19 protein-coding genes are annotated in these 17435 nt (G+C 66.6%); 5 read left to right on the top strand and 14 right to left on the bottom strand.

Annotation, left to right across the window (positions count from 1 at the left end; all coding sequences use genetic code 11):
- Positions 1–50: 50 nt before the first annotated feature.
- From ABE423_RS14240 to ABE423_RS14215, 6 genes are all read right to left on the bottom strand, one after another.
- A complete protein-coding gene (locus tag ABE423_RS14240) occupies positions 51–1511 on the bottom strand; it encodes an esterase-like activity of phytase family protein (RefSeq protein WP_180837629.1) in 1461 nt (486 codons plus the stop codon).
- 21 nt (positions 1512–1532) lie between these two features.
- On the bottom strand, positions 1533–3851 hold the full coding sequence (locus tag ABE423_RS14235) for a TonB-dependent receptor (protein ID WP_125895808.1): 2319 nt from the start codon (positions 3849–3851) through the stop codon (positions 1533–1535).
- Positions 3852–4169: 318 nt separating this feature from the next.
- The gene (locus tag ABE423_RS14230) at positions 4170–4610 is read right to left on the bottom strand and encodes a DUF2894 domain-containing protein (RefSeq protein ID WP_219631029.1); all 441 of its coding nucleotides are present in this window, start codon (positions 4608–4610) and stop codon (positions 4170–4172) included.
- The gene (locus ABE423_RS14225) at positions 4528–5166 is read right to left on the bottom strand and encodes an OmpA family protein (RefSeq protein WP_046986176.1); all 639 of its coding nucleotides are present in this window, start codon (positions 5164–5166) and stop codon (positions 4528–4530) included. Before ABE423_RS14225 ends, ABE423_RS14230 begins: the two co-directional genes overlap by 83 nt.
- A complete protein-coding gene (locus ABE423_RS14220) occupies positions 5163–7427 on the bottom strand; it encodes a DUF802 domain-containing protein (protein WP_180838521.1) in 2265 nt (754 codons plus the stop codon). Before ABE423_RS14220 ends, ABE423_RS14225 begins: the two co-directional genes overlap by 4 nt.
- 10 nt (positions 7428–7437) lie before the next feature.
- Positions 7438–8091, bottom strand: a complete 654-nt coding sequence (locus tag ABE423_RS14215; protein WP_125895727.1) for a DUF3348 family protein — start codon at positions 8089–8091, stop codon at positions 7438–7440.
- Positions 8092–8236: 145 nt separating this feature from the next.
- Between ABE423_RS14215 and ABE423_RS14210 the strand changes: the two genes are divergently transcribed.
- The 4 genes from ABE423_RS14210 (at position 8237) to ABE423_RS14195 (ending at position 11196) form a co-directional block, all read left to right on the top strand.
- Positions 8237–9154, top strand: a complete 918-nt coding sequence (locus ABE423_RS14210; protein WP_125895728.1) for a M14 family metallocarboxypeptidase — start codon at positions 8237–8239, stop codon at positions 9152–9154.
- An 84-nt stretch (positions 9155–9238) separates the two neighbouring features.
- Positions 9239–9649, top strand: a complete 411-nt coding sequence (locus ABE423_RS14205; protein ID WP_125895729.1) for a hypothetical protein — start codon at positions 9239–9241, stop codon at positions 9647–9649.
- A 2-nt stretch (positions 9650–9651) separates the two neighbouring features.
- Positions 9652–10344: a hypothetical protein gene (locus tag ABE423_RS14200; RefSeq protein ID WP_180838520.1), complete on the top strand. Its 693-nt coding sequence runs from the start codon at positions 9652–9654 to the stop codon at positions 10342–10344.
- A 96-nt stretch (positions 10345–10440) separates the two neighbouring features.
- Positions 10441–11196 (top strand): DUF3307 domain-containing protein, encoded by a 756-nt coding sequence (locus ABE423_RS14195; protein WP_180838519.1) that lies wholly within the window; start codon positions 10441–10443, stop codon positions 11194–11196.
- Between the two features lie 49 nt (positions 11197–11245).
- Here ABE423_RS14195 and ABE423_RS14190 read toward each other — a convergent pair whose 3' ends face one another.
- The 7 genes from ABE423_RS14190 to ABE423_RS14160 form a co-directional block, all read right to left on the bottom strand.
- Complete coding sequence (locus tag ABE423_RS14190; RefSeq protein WP_032129972.1) at positions 11246–11638, bottom strand: diacylglycerol kinase; 393 nt, start codon at positions 11636–11638, stop codon at positions 11246–11248.
- An 82-nt stretch (positions 11639–11720) separates the two neighbouring features.
- Positions 11721–12347 carry a hypothetical protein gene (locus ABE423_RS14185; RefSeq protein WP_125895732.1) on the bottom strand — a complete coding sequence of 209 codons (627 nt, stop codon included), beginning with the start codon at positions 12345–12347 and terminating at the stop codon, positions 11721–11723.
- 49 nt (positions 12348–12396) lie between these two features.
- Positions 12397–12933, bottom strand: a complete 537-nt coding sequence (locus ABE423_RS14180; RefSeq protein ID WP_180838518.1) for a nuclear transport factor 2 family protein — start codon at positions 12931–12933, stop codon at positions 12397–12399.
- A 72-nt stretch (positions 12934–13005) separates the two neighbouring features.
- Positions 13006–13353 carry an RcnB family protein gene (locus ABE423_RS14175; protein WP_180838517.1) on the bottom strand — a complete coding sequence of 116 codons (348 nt, stop codon included), beginning with the start codon at positions 13351–13353 and terminating at the stop codon, positions 13006–13008.
- 161 nt (positions 13354–13514) lie between these two features.
- A complete protein-coding gene (gene arsB / locus ABE423_RS14170; protein ID WP_180838522.1) occupies positions 13515–14546 on the bottom strand; it encodes an ACR3 family arsenite efflux transporter in 1032 nt (343 codons plus the stop codon).
- 14 nt (positions 14547–14560) lie between these two features.
- Positions 14561–15064 (bottom strand): arsenate reductase ArsC, encoded by a 504-nt coding sequence (locus tag ABE423_RS14165; protein WP_132810281.1) that lies wholly within the window; start codon positions 15062–15064, stop codon positions 14561–14563.
- A 15-nt stretch (positions 15065–15079) separates the two neighbouring features.
- The gene (locus tag ABE423_RS14160; protein ID WP_049423024.1) at positions 15080–15409 is read right to left on the bottom strand and encodes a winged helix-turn-helix domain-containing protein; all 330 of its coding nucleotides are present in this window, start codon (positions 15407–15409) and stop codon (positions 15080–15082) included.
- Positions 15410–15426: 17 nt separating this feature from the next.
- Here ABE423_RS14160 and arsH point away from each other — a divergent pair, with 17 nt between their 5' ends.
- On the top strand, positions 15427–16155 hold the full coding sequence (arsH, locus tag ABE423_RS14155; protein WP_125895735.1) for an arsenical resistance protein ArsH: 729 nt from the start codon (positions 15427–15429) through the stop codon (positions 16153–16155).
- A 155-nt stretch (positions 16156–16310) separates the two neighbouring features.
- Here arsH and ABE423_RS14150 read toward each other — a convergent pair whose 3' ends face one another.
- A complete protein-coding gene (locus ABE423_RS14150) occupies positions 16311–17252 on the bottom strand; it encodes an aspartyl protease family protein (RefSeq protein WP_346486477.1) in 942 nt (313 codons plus the stop codon).
- Positions 17253–17435 lie beyond the last annotated feature (183 nt).

The raw sequence follows: 17435 nt of genomic DNA, 5'->3' as shown, positions 1-17435 counted from the left end.
CCGGGTGTAGCGGGTTCACCCGGGCGGGCCGGCCCATGCCCGGCGACGTCTCAGGGCAGGGTCAGTCGGTAGACCAGCACGCGGTTGTCGTTGTCGAACGGGCTGTCGCAGGATTGGCCCTGCATGCGGCAGTGGCGGGCGATGAAGTCGTTGTCGTTGCCGATCAGCAACAGCATGTCGTTCGGATGCTGCGGGTCCAGCGCTGGCAGTACGTCCATGGCTTCCCACTTTTCCGAGAGCAGCCCGGCATGCGGGCCGCGCTTGGTGTCCAGGTCAAGGCCGGCACGCGCCAGCTGCGGGCGGTCGAGCAGGTTCAGCAGTTCGTCGCTGCGTGCGGGCACGATGCCGTCCTTCAACACGGTGCCCGCCGGGTCGGCCAGCACCGAGGCCGTACCGGACTCATAGTTGCTTCCTGCCAGGTTGCTGGCATCGGCCACATCCACCAGCAGCACCGACTTGTAGACGATCGGGTCATCGCCGTCCTTGCCCAGACCGTTGCCATCGCGGGCCAGCAGCAGGAAGCGGTGGGCATCCAGTGCACGCAGCTCGCTCTGCGCGGCGGTACGGTCCAGCTTGCCCTTGCCGTCGTGTGCATAGGCGGGCAGGGCCATCACGTAATGGCCGATCGGTTGCTGCGGCGTCGGCGAGGCCGTCACGTCGTAGACCAGCACGCGGGTGTTGATGCGCCCGGCCGCGTTGCCTTTTGCGCTGTCCTGCAGCGTCGCGCTCTGAAGGGCCACGAACAGGCGGGTACCGTCGGGGGACAGGCCCATGCCTTCCACGCCCTGGTTGTTGCGGCGCCCAGTCTGCGGCGCCGCCAGCGAACCGAAGGCGGGCTTGCCATCGCGCTGCGGACGGATCGCCGGCGGCGCCACGATCACACCCTGCAGCTGACCCTGCGCATCGAAGTAGTAGACGTTGGCGGTGTACTCGTCGCCGATGTAGAAGTGGCCATCGGCGGTGAACTGCAGCGACTCCGCATCCAGCGAGACCTTGCCCGCGCCTGCGCCGCTGGCCGGCGAGGGCAACACCACCTCGCGCTGGGTGATCGTGTGCTCACCCGGGTCGGCACCGGTGAACGGCTGCCCGTTGAAGTCCTTCAGCACCACGCCCCTGTCCGGCACCATCGTCAACGTGCCGAGTGCACCGGGCTTGGCCCGGATAACGTCGATACGCAGCTGCATGCGCTCCACGCGGCCAGCGTAGTCGTAGAACAGGCCAGCCTCGGGATCGTTGCGGCCGCGGTCGGGCAGGGTCCAGAGCACGCCTTCGTAGCCGCTGGCGGTGCGCTTCCAGGTGCCGGGCTGCACCGCCAGCGACGAAAACGAGCCCAGCGTATCGCCGAGGAAGTCCACCGTGCCCGCGGGCAACCGTCCGGCAGCGACCAGGCCCTTGTCCACATAGGTACGACCGCCCAGCTGCAGGGTGCGCGGTGGTGCACCCGTTGCCTCATGCGGAGCGGAGTATCCGCTGGCGGAGAGGGTGGCCAGCAGCAGGGCGGTCGTGAGCATCAGTGGACTCCGGGCGGAAGATCAGAAGCGAAGGTCGATCGTACCGAACACCTGGCGCGGTGCCGAGGCATGGAACACGTACAGCTTGCCGGCGGGGTCGCTGGGCGCGAACACGCTCGAATCCAGGTTGCTGGCGTAGCGCTTGTTGGTCAGGTTGGTCACGTTGAACGACAGGCGCATGCCCTTGGCGAAGCCGACCTCGCCGAAGTCATAGCCACCGGCGAGGTCGAACACGGTGAAGCCGCCGAAGCCCTGGTCGTTGGTGTAGGTGTAGAAGCGCTCGCCGGTGTACTTGCCACGCAAGCTGGCGAACCAGCCGTTGTCACGCCAGGTGATCTCGGTGGCCAGCAGCTGCTTGGGCGTATCGGTCTGGATCTTGCCCTTGATCTGCTGCTCGACACCGGCCTGCACGTAGTTGGAGGCGTAGGTCGAACGGTTCAGCGAGGCCGAGGTGTACCAGCTGAAGTGCTCGTTCGGGGTCCACAGCACGGTCAGCTCGGCGCCGCGGCTGTCGACGCCGCCTACGTTGTAGAAGCGGTTGCCGCAGGTCGGACCCACCGGCTGGCGTGAATCACATGGGTTGTACTGCAGCAGGCGGTTGTCGAAGCGCACGCTGTAGGCCGCGATCGAGGCCTGCAGGGTATCGGTGACGAAGCGGTAGCCGGCTTCCAGCGAGCGTGACTCCTCCGGCTTCAGGTTGCCCTGAGCGTTCCAGGTCGCCTGGCTGACCGCCTGCGGACCCAGCTTGAAGCCGCCCTGGAACATGGCGATGTTCTCGGCGTAGCTGGCGAAGATCTCGTGGTGCTCGGCCAGGCGGAAGTTGGCGCCGATGCTGGGCAGGAAATTCTTGCTGGCCTTCAACGAACCGGTGGCGAACTGGTTGTTCGAGGTCGGCGAGATCGGCGTCTTCGCATCGCCCGGCAGCGCTTGTGCATCGGAGGTGGCGTGCGGGCTCTTGGCCCCGAACTCCAGAGTCAGGCGGTCATCGAGCAGGCGCCAGGTGTCCTTCAGGAAGAACTGGTGAGTCTTCCAGCGGGTGCGTTGGGCAAACACGCCGACGTCGGAGGGCAGGGTGTTCATGCCACTCAGGTCACGCGGGCCGTCCACGGCGGTCTGGTAGCGCTCGGCGCTGCTGGTGTTGCGCTCGTACCAGACGCCGCCTTCGATGCGGTGCGCGCCCAGCTCCCAGTCGAACGACAGCGTGCCGCCATCGCGGTCGATGGTGTAGATGGTGTTGCGGAAGATGATCGGGATCTCCTGCGCGGTGCCCTTGTTCGACCACGCGCCGCTGTTCCAGTTGTGGCCTTCGCCGCGGTCGTCGTGGTGGTAGGCCAGGGCGCGCAGGCTGAAGCCATCGGCCAGGAAGAAGTCGCCGGCCAGGTAGTACAGGTTGTCGTCACGCAGGATCTGGCCGGCGGTGAAGGCACCATCGGCATCCTTGTCCGGGCCGCTGCTGTCGCACTTCTTCGCATTGAAGCTGGCGGTGTTGCAGTAGGCCTTGGCCACCGCCTTGTTCCAGTCCGGCGCGTAGCCGCCCCAGTCCCAGCCCAGGCCGCGCGACATCTCGTCCTTGGACAGGTAGAAGTAGTCCGCCTGGGTGGTGCGCGAGGTATCGACGAAACCGGTGATCTGGCCGCGGCCAAAGTTCCACACGCCCTTGGCGTTGAACTGCTTTGTGGTGGATTTGTTGTAGGCGGTCTGGTCGTTCCACAGATCGGAGACGGCATTCATGCCGGAAACGTAGCCGGAGAAGCCGTTGTACTCGCCGCTGTCGACGCGCACGAAGGTGCGGCGGTTGGCATCGCTGCCGAAGGTCTGCACCACGCGGCCACCCAACTCTTGGGCTGGGCGGTCAGAGGTATACGAGATGGTGCCGCCGAGGTTGCTGGTGGACGGCGTGCCGAGGCTGCCGATGCCCACCGCCAGTTCCGCGCCGGCCATGTTCTCGCTGATCAGCGCACGGTTGATGGTCAGGCCGTTGTAGTTGTTGTACGCGCCATCGCCCAGCGGCACGCCGTCGAGCGTGTAACCGAGACGGGTGGAGTTGAAGCCGCGCAGGCTGAGGGTCATCGACTGCTCGTTGGTGCCCAGCGCATCGGCCGACTGCGCGTTGACGCCCGGCAGTAGATTGAGCGTCTTCTGCAGGCTGGTGCCCGGCGGCAGGATGTCGAGGTTCTCGCGGGTGATGCGCTGCACCTGGCGCGCTTCACCGCTGCCGATCACCGAAACCGCATCGAGATCGGTGGCGGACGTGCCAGTGGAGGTCGGGGCAGCATCCTGCGCCCAGGCCGCGGGAGCGAGCGCCAGGGACAGCGCAGCGGCCAACAAAGTCTTCGTCATGTTACGGACACTCAGGCAGGCACGAGCCACCGCACGGGCGCGGAGCTCATGGAGTTAAAAAGGGGAGACAACCGATGCGACCGGTGGCGCTGCAGGCGCCGTGGATCAACGTGAAAATGGTGCGCTAGACAGATGACTGTCTGGTGACATGTTCATTCGTTGTGAGGCGCCTACCACGACGGGTAGTGCCGGGGGGGGGGCGCGCCCCCCCGGGGGCCCACAGGGACAGTGGGCCGGGCGGGCCGCGGCCCGCCCGCCCCGCGCCCCCTTGGGCATTGGTGCCGCGGCCGCCCCGCGCCCGGCACTACCAATCGGTGTTCAGCGCGGCTTGCGCGTACGCTTCGGCTTCGCGGTATCGCCGCCGCTGGCGGCGCCATCCTGCAGCGCCTGCAGCCACGACAGGGTGTCCACATAGTCGATGAAGTGGCGCAGGTAACCGGGGCTGGTCGACTGCATCGTGTCCAGCATGCGCTGCACCAGCACCGCCGAATTCAGCGGACCGCCATCGGCCGGGGCCTCGGTGCGCAGCGAGCGGCGTACCTGCAGTTCGCTGCGCAGTTCCGACCACTCGCGCTGCACCTGCTGCAGCATCGGCACCTGCGGGTAATGCGGCAGCGAGCGCGACCCCGCATCAAGGTCGCGCACCAGTGCGCGCAGGCCCTCCAGTGCGGGCGGCTTACTTGGCATCCGCGGCCTTGGGCTTGGGAATCGGCGCGATCTCCACGCGACGGTTGCGCGCGCGGCCGTCTTCGCTGGCATTGGAGCTGACCGGTTGTTCGCTACCGAAGGCAGCGGCGAATACGGCGTCGGCCGGTACGCCGTCGGCGATCAGGGTGCGGGTCACGGTCAGCGACCGCTGCGCCGACAGCTCCCAGTTGTCGGCGAATCGACGGTTGCCTTCGCGCACCGGTGCGTCATCGGTGAAGCCGCTGACCATCAGGATTTCTTCGCGCGTCCCCAGATAGGCGGCCAGCGGTGCGGCCAGGCTGCGCAGCAGCTCCTGGCCTTCCGGCTGCAGCTGGTCCGAGTTCAGCGCGAACAGCACGCTGCCGCTGATACCGATGCGGCCATCGACCAAGGTCACGCGACCGGCGGCCAACGGGCCGGCCAGTGCCTGTTCCAGGGTCTGCAGGCGCTTGGCTTCGGCCTGGCGCTGCTTCACTTCCTGGTCCAGCCGCTGCGACAGCTCCAGCTGCACGGCGACCACACCGACGAGTATCAGCACGAACGCACCCAGCAGCACCGACATCAGGTCGCCAAAGGCGGCCCAGATCGGGGCGTGTGAGCCGCCGTCGACCTCCAGCTCGTCGCTCATGCGCTGCCGGCCTTGCCGCGGCGCGCGGCCAGCTGCTGCAGTTCTTCCATCACCTGCTTCTGCGACAGCAGGCTGAGGTCGACCACCTCGCGCGCCTGCGCCACGTAGTAGGCCAGCTGCTCGTCGCTGCGCGCCAGCGAGGCATCCAGTGCGCCGCCGATCTGTTCCAGGCGGCCGGACAACTCGGTGGAGGCGCTGCCGAACTGCGCAACCGCATCGCCGAAGGCGCCAGCCAGCTGGCCGACGTCACCGGCGCTGCCTCTGAGCGCTGCGGCAATGCCATCCAGCTTGCCGGTCTCGGCGGCGATATGGTCGGTGAAGCGGTTGCCGACGCGTTCCAGCAGCTCGGCCGAACCACCGACCAGCGCGTCCACGGCGGTGCGCTGTTCGTGCGAGGCATGGTTGATCGCATCCAGCAGGGTCTGCACGGTGGCCAGCAGCCGGCCGCGTTCTTCCAGCATCGCGTTGTCGCGCACCAGGCTCTCGGAGAGCGTGCTGCGCAGCTCGTTGATGACGTCGGCGGCGGCCTTCGGTGCAGCGGCCGCGGTCTGCAGCAGGGTGGACACTTCGGCCAGCGTGGCGCTGGCCTGCGCGCGACCGTTCTCGCCGATCTGCTGTGCGGTCTCGGCCAACGTGTCGCAGACCTGCTGCTGCTGCGCGGCTAGGCGTTCGCCGTTGGCCTGCAGGCGTTCGGCCAGCTCCGTGGAAACGTGCTGCAGGGCATCGCTCCAGCGCTGCAGGCGCTGTTCGTCGCCGGCCTGCAGCTGGGCCTGCAGCGCGGCGTGGGCCTGCTGCAGTTCGGCACTGACCGCATCCCAGCGTGCCTGGCGCTGCTGCTCGCGGCTGTCCAGGCTGGCCTGCAGTTCGGCGTGCGCGGTCGCGGCGGCGGCCTGCGCGGCCTGCCACTGCTGCGAGCGCTGCTCTTCATGATCCTGCAGCAGCGACTGGCTGGCGCTGTGATGCTGTTCCAGTGCCTGCAGCAGCGCCTGCGCACGCGCGTCCAGATGCTCGCTGGTGGCCAGCAATGCCTGCTGCTGGCGTTCGACCAGCGCGGTATTCAATGCCTGCTGCTGTTCGGCGGCGGCGCGCCAGGCCTCGGCATTGCCGCTGGCATCGGCCTGCAGGCGCTCGCCAATGCGCGCGACCAGTGCTTCCGCCTGCGTGCCCTGGCCATCGCTGAAGGCCTGCAGGTGCTGGCGCAGATCACTCACCAGCGCCTGTTGTGCCTGGGTCTGCTCGCTCACCACCTTGGCCCAGCTGGCTTCGGTAGCGACGCGGCTGCGCTCGAAACCGTCGCTCAGGCCAGTCAGCTGCTGCTGCACCGCCTGCTCGACACGCGCATGCAACGCCTCACCATGGTGGGCCAGGCCGGCCAGCGTGGTCTCGGCCATCGGCTGCAGCGCGCCACCGATGGCGGCGGCGCTGGCCTCGGCACCTTCGCGTAGCGACTGCTGCAGCGAGACCGCCAGGCGTTCCTGCAGCGCCTGGCTCTGGGTCAGGAACTCGGCCTGGCCGGCAAGCAGGCGCTCATTGGCGGCCGCACTGTGCTGTTCGAAGGTGCTGGTCATCGCCTGCAGGCGGTCGACCAGCGCCGGCAGCGCGGCAGATTGTGCCTGCAGCAGGCGCAGCGATTCGGCGCGCTGCCAGGCCTGCGAGTACGGGTGCAGGTCGCCGGCAATGGCACGGTCCAGCTGCTGCACGGCCTGCAGGCGGTCACGGCGCAGCAGCGCCGCCAGCAGGCCGAGCATGGCCGAGCTGGCCACACCGGCGATCGAGGTGCCGAATGCCACGGCCAGGCCCTGCACCGGCGAGGCCAGCGAGCCGCGGATGGCGGCCATGTCGGTCGCGCTCTGCAGGGCCAGGCCAGTGCCGCGCAGCGTGTCCATCATGCCCAGCAGGGTGCCGAGCATGCCCAGCAGCACCAGCAGGCCAACCAGGTACGGGGTCAGCACCGGCGCGGGCAGGGCGGTGCGCTCGCCTTCCACGCGCAGGCGCACGGCGTTGCGCAGGCCCATCGGCACGCGCTCCAGCCAGGGGGCAAGGCTTTCCTTCGCGCTGGAGAGATCGCTCAGCGCGCTGCGCAGGCCGTTGCTGGCCTGCCGATAGCGGTACAGCTCCACGCCACCGGCGATGTAGCAGGCCGCGATGATTGCCGCCACCGCTGCACCCAGCGGATGCACCGAAACGTAGCCAATGCCGATCCAGCACACGGCCAGCAGGCCGACAAGGAAAACAACGACATGGAAAGCAGTTCTGGACATGGTGTTCCGGTCAGTGGGAGCGCAGGGCGTCTTGCAGCCCTTCGATCGGGTGGAAGCGCAGCTGCAGCTCGGCAAGCAGCAGGATGCGCATGTCATGGCGGAAGGCCGCGCGCCAGCCGGGCTGGCCGTGCACGCGTTCAAAGCGGGCGCCGAGCACCGCCGGCGCAGTGGCCAGCAGGCTGTGCTCGCGCGGGGTGAGGGTCTGTTCCATCACCGCATCGACCTCGGCCAGCCGTGCCAGCTCGGGTGAAACCTGCACCAGCTGGTCGCGCAGGCGGCCGCGCAGGCGCCCGGTGGCGGTCTGGATGGCCTGCTGCAGCACCCGGTAGCGCTGGCGCAGCGAGGCGAAATTGGGTGCGGCGGCGGCTTCGGCCAGGTCCAGCAGGCGCTCGGCCTCGGCATCCTCACTGATCGAGGCCAGCAGGCTGGCATGGGCCTGGGCGCAGTCGTCCAGCACATCCCCGGCCGCTTCGGTGGCCTCGCCCGGCTCGGGCAGGCGTCCGCCGAGCGCCCCGGACAGGGCCACGGCACGGCTCCAGTCCACCCACTGGCCGAGGCGATCGGTCAGGGCGGGACTGCTGGCCGGCATCGCGCCGTCGCTGAGACGGGCGAGCAGGCGGAGGAATTCCGGTCCACCCAGGACCGGCTGCGCTGCGTTCGCCATCAAGGGGTGAGGGGCCAAAAACCGTTGATTTTACAACCAGATGACCCTGCCTGGATGAAGGCGGGGCGGGGGGAGGGGACCCGCAGGCGCGACAAGGCTTAGAATGACCGGCTGCACCCATCCCGTTCGACCCTTGGAGTACCCAATGACTGTTGCGCAGTTCTACCCGATCGGCACCCCCGGACAGCCCTGGGGCGACGCGGAACGCGCACAGTGGCGGGCGCGCCAGCAGCGTCAGCGCAGCTACCACGACGACGTGGTGGCCGCCCTTGAACGCCTGGACGACAGCTTCGATGTGATCCAGTACGGTCAGCTGGACTATGCACCTGACCATTACCCGCTGTTCGCCGTGGTCAACCACGACTGGAACCCGGCGCTGCCGACCGCGTTGATCACCGGTGGCGTGCATGGCTACGAGACCAGCGGCGTGCACGGCGCGCTGCAGTTCCTGGAACAGCAGGCCGAGCGTTACCTGGGCCGGCTGAACCTGATCGTGGCGCCGTGCGTCAGCCCGTGGGGCTACGAGCGCATCCAGCGCTGGAACCCGGATGCCATCGACCCGAACCGCAGCTTCCGTGACGGCGGCCAGATCGAGGAAGCCGCCGCGCTGATGCGCTGGGTGGCCGAGCGCAAGCCGAACCTGCTGGTGCACCTGGACCTGCACGAGACCACCGACAGCGACCTGCACGAGTTCGATCCGGCGCGCTGCGCCCGCGACGGCAAGCCGTTCGAGCGCGACACCATTCCGGATGGCTTCTACGTGATCGGCAACAGCGAAGATCCGCAGGCCGAGTTCCAGAAGGCATTGATCACCGCCGTCGCCCCGGTCACTCACATCGCCCCGGCAGACGCCGAAGGCAACCTGGTCGGCCTGCCGCTGCAGTCGCCAGGCGTGGTCTGGGGTGAGTCGCGTTCGATCGGCGCCTGCGCCGGCTTCACCGACGCGCGCTTTGCCACAACCACCGAGGTCTACCCGGACAGCCCGCGCACCAACCCGCAGGAATGCAATGATGCGCAGGTGGCGGCGGTGTGCGCAGGCCTGGATTTCGCCCTGACGAAGTAAGGCACGTGGACGTGCAAGCGGACCCGGCAGGTTCCTGCACGATGCGCCGGGTCATAGGATCGATTGTCGGGTTACGATCGGGCGATGACCACGACCAAGATTCTGCTCCGGCCATCACTCGTATCGGTCCTGGTGGCGACGACCGCACTCGGTGGATGCAAGCTGTCGGCGCTCGATCTGACGCCGCCGCGGGTGATCCAGCTGTCCTGCAGCAGCACAAGCGCCACGCCCCAGGCGCCGATGGTGTTGATCCTGGACTCCGGCCAGGCGTCGGTGGTCTGGGTCAACCGTCCGAGCGCGCGCGCGGGCAAGCTGGAGGTGGAGGCGAACCTGTATCGGCTGGATTTTCCGCAGGTCGCTGGCGCGGGCAGGCTGCAGGCAGTGATCAACCGCTACGACGGTAGAATGGCGTTGAGCGGGCCCGGCACAGATGTGGCCGGCGCTGCCCAGCCGCAGATGTCCTGTGAGGTACAGCCTGTGCAGCCCAAGGTATGAACATGCCCGATACATCGTCTGATCTGATTGCCGTGCTTACCGGCGACTTGGTCAAGTCCACGGAGATGGACGCGGCCACCATTGATGACGTCCGTGAAGTGATTTCCGTTGCCGTGGCCCAGGCCATGGAGTGGCCTTTGCCGGGCATTGTCGGCCCTGAGTTCTACCGGGGCGATGCCTGGCAGCTGGCGGTCACCCAGCCGCACGGTTTCCTGAGGTTGGCGACCTGGATCAAGGCCAAGCTTGCCGCGTCGGAGTCGCGGGCGCGCACGCGGATCGCGATTGGACTGGGTACGGTAGAGGCATTGGACCGGAAGGCGGTGTCGCGTTCGCTGGGTGAGGCATTCGTGCTGTCCGGTCGGTTGCTTGAATCCATGGGGCGCACGCAGGACATGGACGTAGCCCTGCCAGTACAACGGGAGGATCTGTACTGGTTACCGGCAGTGGTGTCTGCCTGCGATGTTATTGTCGCGCGCTGGACACGCAGTCAGGCTGAGGTGGCGTCGTTGTTTCTGATCCCCGATGCCCCCTCGCAGTTGGAAGCTGCCAATGCGTTGAACCGGCACCGACAATCGGTTAACCGGGTCTATCACGATGCTGGTGTCTTTGCCTTGCTGGAGCTGATCACCGCGGCTGAACGTGCACTGATGCAGCCGTACGGGAGTGTTCACGGCTCTGGAAAAGCAACTAAATAGCGTTGCTTTGGCTTAAGCAACTAAATTTCGTTGCTTATGGCGGCGACTTGGCTATCGCGAAGCGAGCCACAGGAAGGACTCACAGGCAGAAAGGACATGCTTGAAACGCTGCTCGTACTGTTGACTGCTCACCTTGTCGCCGATTTCGTGCTTCAGACCACGAAGATGATCGCGCGCAAGCAGGAACTGCATGGCCTGCTGCTGCACGTAGCAGTGGTGCTGCTCGTCATCGCCGCGCTGACCGGTTCAATCAACCCATGGGTCTATCTCATCATCGGTTTCAGCCATGCGGTGATGGACTGGATCAAGGTGCATTGGCTCCCCGATGGCGTGCACGCATTCGTCATTGACCAGTTGGTGCATATCGCCTTCATCGTGTCGATCGCGTTGATGTTCCCTCACGTTGCCCGCAATGGCTGGTACGGGATGATCCCGACCCAGGTCCAACTGTTGATGTATCAGGGCATGTCGATCGCGAGCGGCTTGATCCTGGTGGTCAACGTCGGCGGCGTCCTGGTGGAGAAGCTGCTTGCGCCGTTCACGGCAGGACTCAATATGGGAAGCGCCGAATCGGCGCCTACGACCGCAGCCGTGCAGGGCGACGATCACAAGGGCATGCAGACCGCAGGGCGCTATATCGGGCGGCTGGAAAGAGGCTTGATCTTCATGTTCCTGCTGCTGGGCCAGCCGGAGGGCGTGGGGTTGATGCTGGCCGCCAAATCGGTGCTGCGCTTCGCCGACCGGCAGGCGCGGGCACACACCGAATATGTGATCATCGGTACCATGCTGAGCTTCGGTTGGGCCATCGCCGCAACCATGTTGACCAAGCTCGCGATCTCGCATTGGCGCTAGCGGCTGCGGCGTTGTGGCACCGGGCCATGCCCGGCGGGTCGGGCGCGAGCTAACCCAGCAGGATCACGCCCCACACCGTGCCGACCATCAGCAGTGCTGTGGTCTGGGCGGCGCTGCCCATGTCCTTGGCGTTCTTGGACAGTGGGTGGTGGTCAAGCGAGATGCGGTCGACCACCGCTTCGATGGCCGAGTTCAGCAGCTCCACCAGCAGGCTGATGAAGCAGACCGCCAGCACCACGGCGCGTTCGACCTGGCTGATGTCCAGCAGGAACGCGGTGGCGATCAGCAGCGCATGCAGCAGCAACAGCTGCCGGAAGGCGGCTTCGCCACGGAAGGTGGCGATGAAGCCGTCGCGCGAATGGATCAGCGTGTAGAAGATGCGGCGAAGGCCGGTCTTGCCATGCGGGTATTTACCGCTGTCCTTGGGGGAGGGTGGCTGCATGCCGGTCCTGCCATGAAGTGATCTCACGACAGGATGTGCAGGCGGGCGTCGGGAAAGCGTCGGACGCCCGTTGGATTTTCCTTCAGCCGGCCTGGCGCTGCGCCTGGATGGTCTGGTCGAGGGCATCCAGATCGTCCGTCGGCGAGGCCAGCCATGCCGGGTACGCCTCGGTCTCGACGAAGGCGGAGGATCGCAGCACATCATCGAACGCCGGATTGTCCTTCTCCGGGTGGCGCAGCAGGCCGGACATCAGCCCGCAGATGCGGACGGCCGCCTGGAAGGCGCCCTGCAGCGAACCGGCCGGCTCGGTGACCGTGTTGAGGAAGGCCGCATAGGCCGGGCCATCGAACACGAAATCCTCGCGGTTCTTGAATGCTTCGCCGCTGAGGTTGGTTTCGCCGGAGACGTGCCGGGAGAATCCCCAGGACCAGATGTCGAGGAAGCGCAGGTCATCCAGCATCCGGCGCGCATCGTCATTCAGTGGAACGGCGCCGGACAAGGCGTGCTCCAGCGTGGCCGCTGCGAACGGCTCGGTGCCCTGGTGGGCCAGGAAATCGCTCAGGCAGCGCAGTGCAGCGGGATGGTCCGGGTCCAGCTGCAGCGCCCGGTAGATCACCCGTGCGCCTTCCACGTGACGGCCCTGGGCGATGAAGATGTTGAGCGCGTGGTGGGCGAGCTGGTCGGCGTTGAGGTCGGCAATCCGGGTCATCGGGTCTGGCTGGCATGGACGAACGGTGGGCACCAGTCTGACAGATCACTCATTCGGCCGGGCTGCGTGAATCGCGGATCGAATAGATCACCGAGAAGATCTTCCAGCCCTGTTCGGTACGGATCAGCTGCCACATTTCCTTGCCCCAGTTGATCTTCACTCCATCGTCGTGGAAGCTGTAGTCAAACGACACCGAGGCCACATCGCCATCCGTTTCGATCTTCGTATTGGAGAATGTCTCCTCCTTCGGTTTCGGCGACGCAACGACGCCGTCGATCAGCGCGATGAAGTTGTTGGCGGGAATCTGCCGTGCCTTGATCGCATCGGGCTTGGCCTTGCGGATGTCCTGCAGGCGCACATCCTCGGAGACAAACTGCCAGCCGATGTCTTCCGGTTTGTCGGAGAAGAACAGGCCCATGTAGGTCGGCTTGTCCTTGTTGATCAGCGAGGTGCGGAACGATTCGACCACCTGTTCGATGGCTTTTCCATCGGCTGGACTGTGGGCTGGACTGTTGTTGCCGGCATGGCCTGGCGAGGCTGACAGCAGAAGCGCGAGGAGGGCGAGTGGTGCTCTTGATGTCTGCATCTGCAGCTTCCGGGGACAAGGGGATGCTGCCGGGGCATTTCGTTACATCAGCGCCCCGGCGCATCCCCTCATTCAACGATGCAGCGCGTCGATGATCAACCCGGTAGCAATCTCCACCAGCAGGTACTTGCTATCGGACTGCCGGACCCAGCGTTGGTCGCGGCCCGGCTCGCGCAGGTGATAGCGCGCGTAGTCGTCCACCCAGTAGCGGCGGTCCACTTCCGCCCATGGCAGGCGCTCACCGCGACGCCAGGCCTTCTTCTGCCAGCCCGGCGGAGGTGCATCACGGTTGTGCGGGCCACCGGCGTGCGGCGGTGGCCCGTTGCCGCGCGCATGGTGCGGCGGATCGGCGAAGGCGGGTGCCGCGGCCAGCGCGGCAGCCGTGGTCAATGCAATGGCGAACAGGCGTGTGGTGTTCATCGCAACCTCCGGGCCTTGCCGCTGCATGCGGCGTCGTGCCGTGAAGTATGGATCAGGGAGTGTGAACGGACTTTTGAGCTGTCACCGTTGCAGCAGGGCGCATTCCACGGCGTTGCAACTGGCGGCTCGGGCACGACGCAGCGGCCTCCGGCATGGCTGCCTCAGGCGCGCTCGCGTACCTCATACCAGTCGCGCGATCGATTCACGATCTTCACCACCGAAAGCATCACGGGGACTTCAATCAGCACCCCCACCACCGTGGCCAGCGCCGCGCCGGAGTGGACTCCGAAAAGGCCCACGGCCGTCGCCACCGCCAGTTCGAAGAAGTTGCTGGCGCCGATCAGTGCCGACGGCCCGGCCACACAATGCGCCACACCCAGGCGCCGGTTGAGCAGGTAGGCCAGGCCGGAGGTGAAATAGACCTGGATCAGGATCGGGACCGCGATCAACGCAATCACCATCGGCTGCTGCACGATCTGCTGGCCCTGGAACCCGAACAGCAGCACCAGCGTCAGCAGCAGCGCCGACAGTGACAGTGGCCCCAGCTGGCGCAGCGCCGTCTGCAGCCCGGATTCGCCATGGCGCGACAGGATCCAGCGCCGCAGCAATGCGGCCACCAGTACCGGAACCACGATGTACAGGCCGACCGACAGCAGCAACGTATCCCACGGTACGGTGATGGCCGACAGCCCCAGCAGCAGCGCCACCACCGGCGCATAGGCCACCACCATGATCGCGTCGTTCAGTGCCACCTGGCTCAGCGTGAAGTTGGCATCGCCGCGGCACAGGTTGCTCCATACGAACACCATGGCCGTGCAGGGCGCGGCCGCCAGCAGGATCAGGCCGGCGATGTAGCTGTCGATCTGGCCGGCGGGCAGCCAGTCCGCAAAGACGTGGCGCAGGAAGAGCCAGCCCAGCAGCGCCATCGAGAATGGCTTCACCGCCCAGTTGATGAACAGCGTCACCCCGATGCCTTTCCAGTGCTGGCCCAGCTGGCGCATCGCACCGAAATCCACCCGCAGCAGCATCGGGATGATCATCAGCCAGATCAGCACCGCCACCGGCAGGTTGACTTTGGCCACTTCAGCCGCCGCCAGGGAGGCGAAAGCACCTGGCAGGAAGTGCCCGAGCAGCGTGCCGACGATGATGCACAGCGCGACCCAGAGCGTCAGGTGGCGCTCGAACAGGCCCATGGGTGCCGCTGTGCTCATGGCGTGCGCGCTGCCGGCAGCAGATGGCCGATCTGGTCCAGCGCCTGCTGCAGCATTCCGCGGTCCTGCCACACGTGCCCGGGCAGCGCCAGCAGGGCCTGCACGCGTGCCTTCACGATGGCATGCGCGTGGGCGAAGGCGGCAGCCTTGTCGGCATCGCTGCCCTCTGCCTCGGCCGGGTCCGGCAGGCCCCAATGGCTGCGGATGAAGTCACCGAACACCACGGGGCAGGCTTCCGCTGCCGCCGCATCGCAGACGGTGATCACAAGATCCATGGGGGCGGCATCAGCGAACTCATCCCAGGATTTGCTGCGCAGTCCCGCGACCGGCATGCCTTCGGCGCGAAGCTGTGCAAGCGCGAATGGATTGACCTGGCCGGTCGGGTGGCTGCCGGCACTGAAGGCCGTGAAGCGGTCGCCGCCCCATGCGCGCAAGGTGGCTTCGGCCAGCACGCTGCGGGCGCTGTTGCCGGTACAGAGAAACAGGATGGAGCGGGACATGGTGGCGTTTCCGTATCAGCAGCTGCAGGGATTGCCCGACGGCGTGCACTGTTCGCTGGGCGAACCGGCGCAGCAGTTGTGCGTGAGGTACTCGATCAGGCCGGTCATTGCGCTGAAGTTCGCGCGGTAGCAGACGTGGCGGCCCTGGCTCTCGCTCTCGACCAGTCCGGCCTGTACCAGCTCCTTCAGGTGGAAGCTGAGGGTGGCGGGCGGAACCTGGAGGGCTGTGGCGATGTCGCCGGCCATGCGACCGGCCGGGCCGGCTTCGACCAGCAGGCGGAAGGCCGCCAGGCGGGTGGCGTGGCCGAGCGCGGTGAGCGCAGCGATTGCATTCGATGTTTCCATATTTCTAGAATAGTCGAATGAATAAGCCGATCACAAGTCCTTCGTTGCCCCATCTGAGGGAAGCCTCGCTTCCCCAGCCTGATCACCAGCGGTTGGCCGCCGAACGCCAGGGGCCGCCACGCATCCTGCTGTTGTACGGCTCACTGCGGCCGCAGTCGTTCAGCCGCAAGCTGGCACTGGAGGCCGAACGCCTGCTGCAGCATCTGGGCTGCGACACGCGCGTGTTCGATCCACATGCCTTGCCGCTGCTGGACAGCGTGGAGAAGGGGCATCCGGAAGTGCAGCGGCTGCGCGAGTGGTCGCACTGGTCGGAAGGGCAGGTGTGGGTCAGCCCGGAGCGGCACGGCACGGTGACCGGCGTGTTCAAGAACCAGATCGACTGGCTGCCACTGGAAGATGGCAGCGTGCGGCCGACCCAGGGCAGGACGCTGGCGGTGATGCAGGTCTGCGGCGGCTCGCAGTCGTTCAACACGGTCAATACGCTGCGGGTGCTGGGCCGCTGGATGCGCATGCTGACCATTCCCAACCAGTCGTCGGTGGCCAAAGCCTGGCAGGAGTTCGACGAAGACGGGCGGATGAAGCCTTCGCCCTACTACGATCGTGTGGTGGATGTGGTCGAAGAACTGGTGAAGTTCACGCTGCTCACCCGTGGCCGCGCCGACTACCTCGTGGACCGTTACAGCGAGCGCAAGGGCGATGCGTTGGCGGCGGAGCTGGCGCGGGCGGCGGGCGCGACCGGCATCTGAGGGCCTGCTGGTGGCCGCAGGTGGCGTGGCTATGACCGGGCGCGGCTGGCCGGACATCGTCGTTGGCGCAGTGATCGCCCTGTTGTTCCTGAGGTCGGCAGTGGGCGTGATCGCTGAAGCGTGGCCGGCATGGCGGGCAGCACGCCGACAGTGACTCAGTTGCGGTGGTGCCTGCTTGGGCAGACTGCCACCCGTTGGCTGCGCTGATCGATCAGCACCACTGCTTCCTGCAGCGCATGGGCACCGACCACCGCTTCGGGATAGTGGTCGGACACCCGTACGTGCAGCCCCTGCAGCGCCAGGCCGCCGATCAACACGGGAACATTCAGCTGTGCATGTCCGCCATCGACCTCGCCGTGACTGAGGGTCAGTCGATCCCCGGTGGTCACTGCGGCACCGGCTGCCCGCCGGAAGAGTGCCGTGGGCAGCACCATCGCGACGTTGGCGCCGGTGTCCAGCTGCGCCTCCGTGCTGACTGCTCCAATCTTCACCGGGATGCGGAAGGCGCGTGCATAGGCCAGCGTGTCTGGTTGCGCGGGCAGGAGATCGATGTCGCGGCGGAACTGCAGGCGCCGTTGCGGGTAGTCGATGATCAGCACGCCATCAGCGAAGAATCCGCGCGCAAGGATGCCGTCGAACACTGCGTCTTTGGATTGCCGTGCGTTGTAGTCGCGGGTGAGCGCGGTCACGTCGCTGTGGCGCAGCCCGTCGAGCGCCAGGGCGTCGATGCGCACTGTGTCGGCCCGCGCTGTCTGCACGCCGTCGGAGTGGTGAGTGCTGGCGTCCGCCGGCAGCGCCAGTTGACGGACCAGGCGGGCGTCCGCGCGGGCCATGCCGCTGGCGCCGGTATCGATGGCGAAGCGGTACGGGCCGCTGCCGTTGACCTGCACCTGCACATGGATGCGCCCGTCGATGACGTCGAAGGGAACGTCGATGATGCGCTCGCCCGGGCAGGCGGCGAAGGAACAGGCGCTCTCCAGCACGGGTGAGGCGAGGGTGACCAGGGGAAGCGTCAGCAGAGTGAGGATGGCGATGGCAGTGCTGCGCCAACGGCGAGTGCCCAGTACGGTACGGCGATGCGGGGGAATGCGCCTCATGATCCTGTTCCATGGGTGTCCAGGATCTTCTGATGCGTGAGGGATGCAGGCGGTTGCAGATGTTTCCTGCCCGCAGGCTGCTCCGAAAGCTGTCGCGGTAATCGGCTGGATCTGGAATCCGCGCGGGTGGAAATGTGACGGATGTCGCGGGCCTTGACTTGAATATGTCACCGTCTTCAACGA

Origin of the sequence: Stenotrophomonas sp. TWI1409 (assembly GCF_039673015.1) — a bacterium.
In the GTDB taxonomy this organism is placed as follows: Bacteria; Pseudomonadota; Gammaproteobacteria; order Xanthomonadales; family Xanthomonadaceae; genus Stenotrophomonas; species Stenotrophomonas maltophilia_A.
Note: the sequence above shows the minus strand (reverse complement) of the source record. Positions and strands in the feature narration are given on the sequence as shown.

Excerpts from the sequence above, each read along its gene's own strand:
- ABE423_RS14240 (WP_180837629.1), bottom strand. The coding sequence starts at position 1,511 with ATGCTCACGACCGCCCTGCTGCTGGCCACCCTCTCCGCCAGCGGATAC.
- ABE423_RS14235 (WP_125895808.1), bottom strand. The coding sequence starts at position 3,851 with ATGACGAAGACTTTGTTGGCCGCTGCGCTGTCCCTGGCGCTCGCTCCC.
- ABE423_RS14230 (WP_219631029.1), bottom strand. The coding sequence starts at position 4,610 with ATGCCAGCGAAGACGGCCGCGCGCGCAACCGTCGCGTGGAGATCGCGC.
- ABE423_RS14225 (WP_046986176.1), bottom strand. The coding sequence starts at position 5,166 with ATGAGCGACGAGCTGGAGGTCGACGGCGGCTCACACGCCCCGATCTGG.
- ABE423_RS14220 (WP_180838521.1), bottom strand. The coding sequence starts at position 7,427 with ATGTCCAGAACTGCTTTCCATGTCGTTGTTTTCCTTGTCGGCCTGCTG.
- ABE423_RS14215 (WP_125895727.1), bottom strand. The coding sequence starts at position 8,091 with ATGGCGAACGCAGCGCAGCCGGTCCTGGGTGGACCGGAATTCCTCCGC.
- ABE423_RS14210 (WP_125895728.1), top strand. The coding sequence starts at position 8,237 with ATGACTGTTGCGCAGTTCTACCCGATCGGCACCCCCGGACAGCCCTGG.
- ABE423_RS14205 (WP_125895729.1), top strand. The coding sequence starts at position 9,239 with ATGACCACGACCAAGATTCTGCTCCGGCCATCACTCGTATCGGTCCTG.
- ABE423_RS14200 (WP_180838520.1), top strand. The coding sequence starts at position 9,652 with ATGCCCGATACATCGTCTGATCTGATTGCCGTGCTTACCGGCGACTTG.
- ABE423_RS14195 (WP_180838519.1), top strand. The coding sequence starts at position 10,441 with ATGCTTGAAACGCTGCTCGTACTGTTGACTGCTCACCTTGTCGCCGAT.
- ABE423_RS14190 (WP_032129972.1), bottom strand. The coding sequence starts at position 11,638 with ATGCAGCCACCCTCCCCCAAGGACAGCGGTAAATACCCGCATGGCAAG.
- ABE423_RS14185 (WP_125895732.1), bottom strand. The coding sequence starts at position 12,347 with ATGACCCGGATTGCCGACCTCAACGCCGACCAGCTCGCCCACCACGCG.
- ABE423_RS14180 (WP_180838518.1), bottom strand. The coding sequence starts at position 12,933 with ATGCAGACATCAAGAGCACCACTCGCCCTCCTCGCGCTTCTGCTGTCA.
- ABE423_RS14175 (WP_180838517.1), bottom strand. The coding sequence starts at position 13,353 with ATGAACACCACACGCCTGTTCGCCATTGCATTGACCACGGCTGCCGCG.
- arsB (WP_180838522.1), bottom strand. The coding sequence starts at position 14,546 with ATGGGCCTGTTCGAGCGCCACCTGACGCTCTGGGTCGCGCTGTGCATC.
- ABE423_RS14165 (WP_132810281.1), bottom strand. The coding sequence starts at position 15,064 with ATGTCCCGCTCCATCCTGTTTCTCTGTACCGGCAACAGCGCCCGCAGC.
- ABE423_RS14160 (WP_049423024.1), bottom strand. The coding sequence starts at position 15,409 with ATGGAAACATCGAATGCAATCGCTGCGCTCACCGCGCTCGGCCACGCC.
- arsH (WP_125895735.1), top strand. The coding sequence starts at position 15,427 with ATGAATAAGCCGATCACAAGTCCTTCGTTGCCCCATCTGAGGGAAGCC.
- ABE423_RS14150 (WP_346486477.1), bottom strand. The coding sequence starts at position 17,252 with ATGAGGCGCATTCCCCCGCATCGCCGTACCGTACTGGGCACTCGCCGT.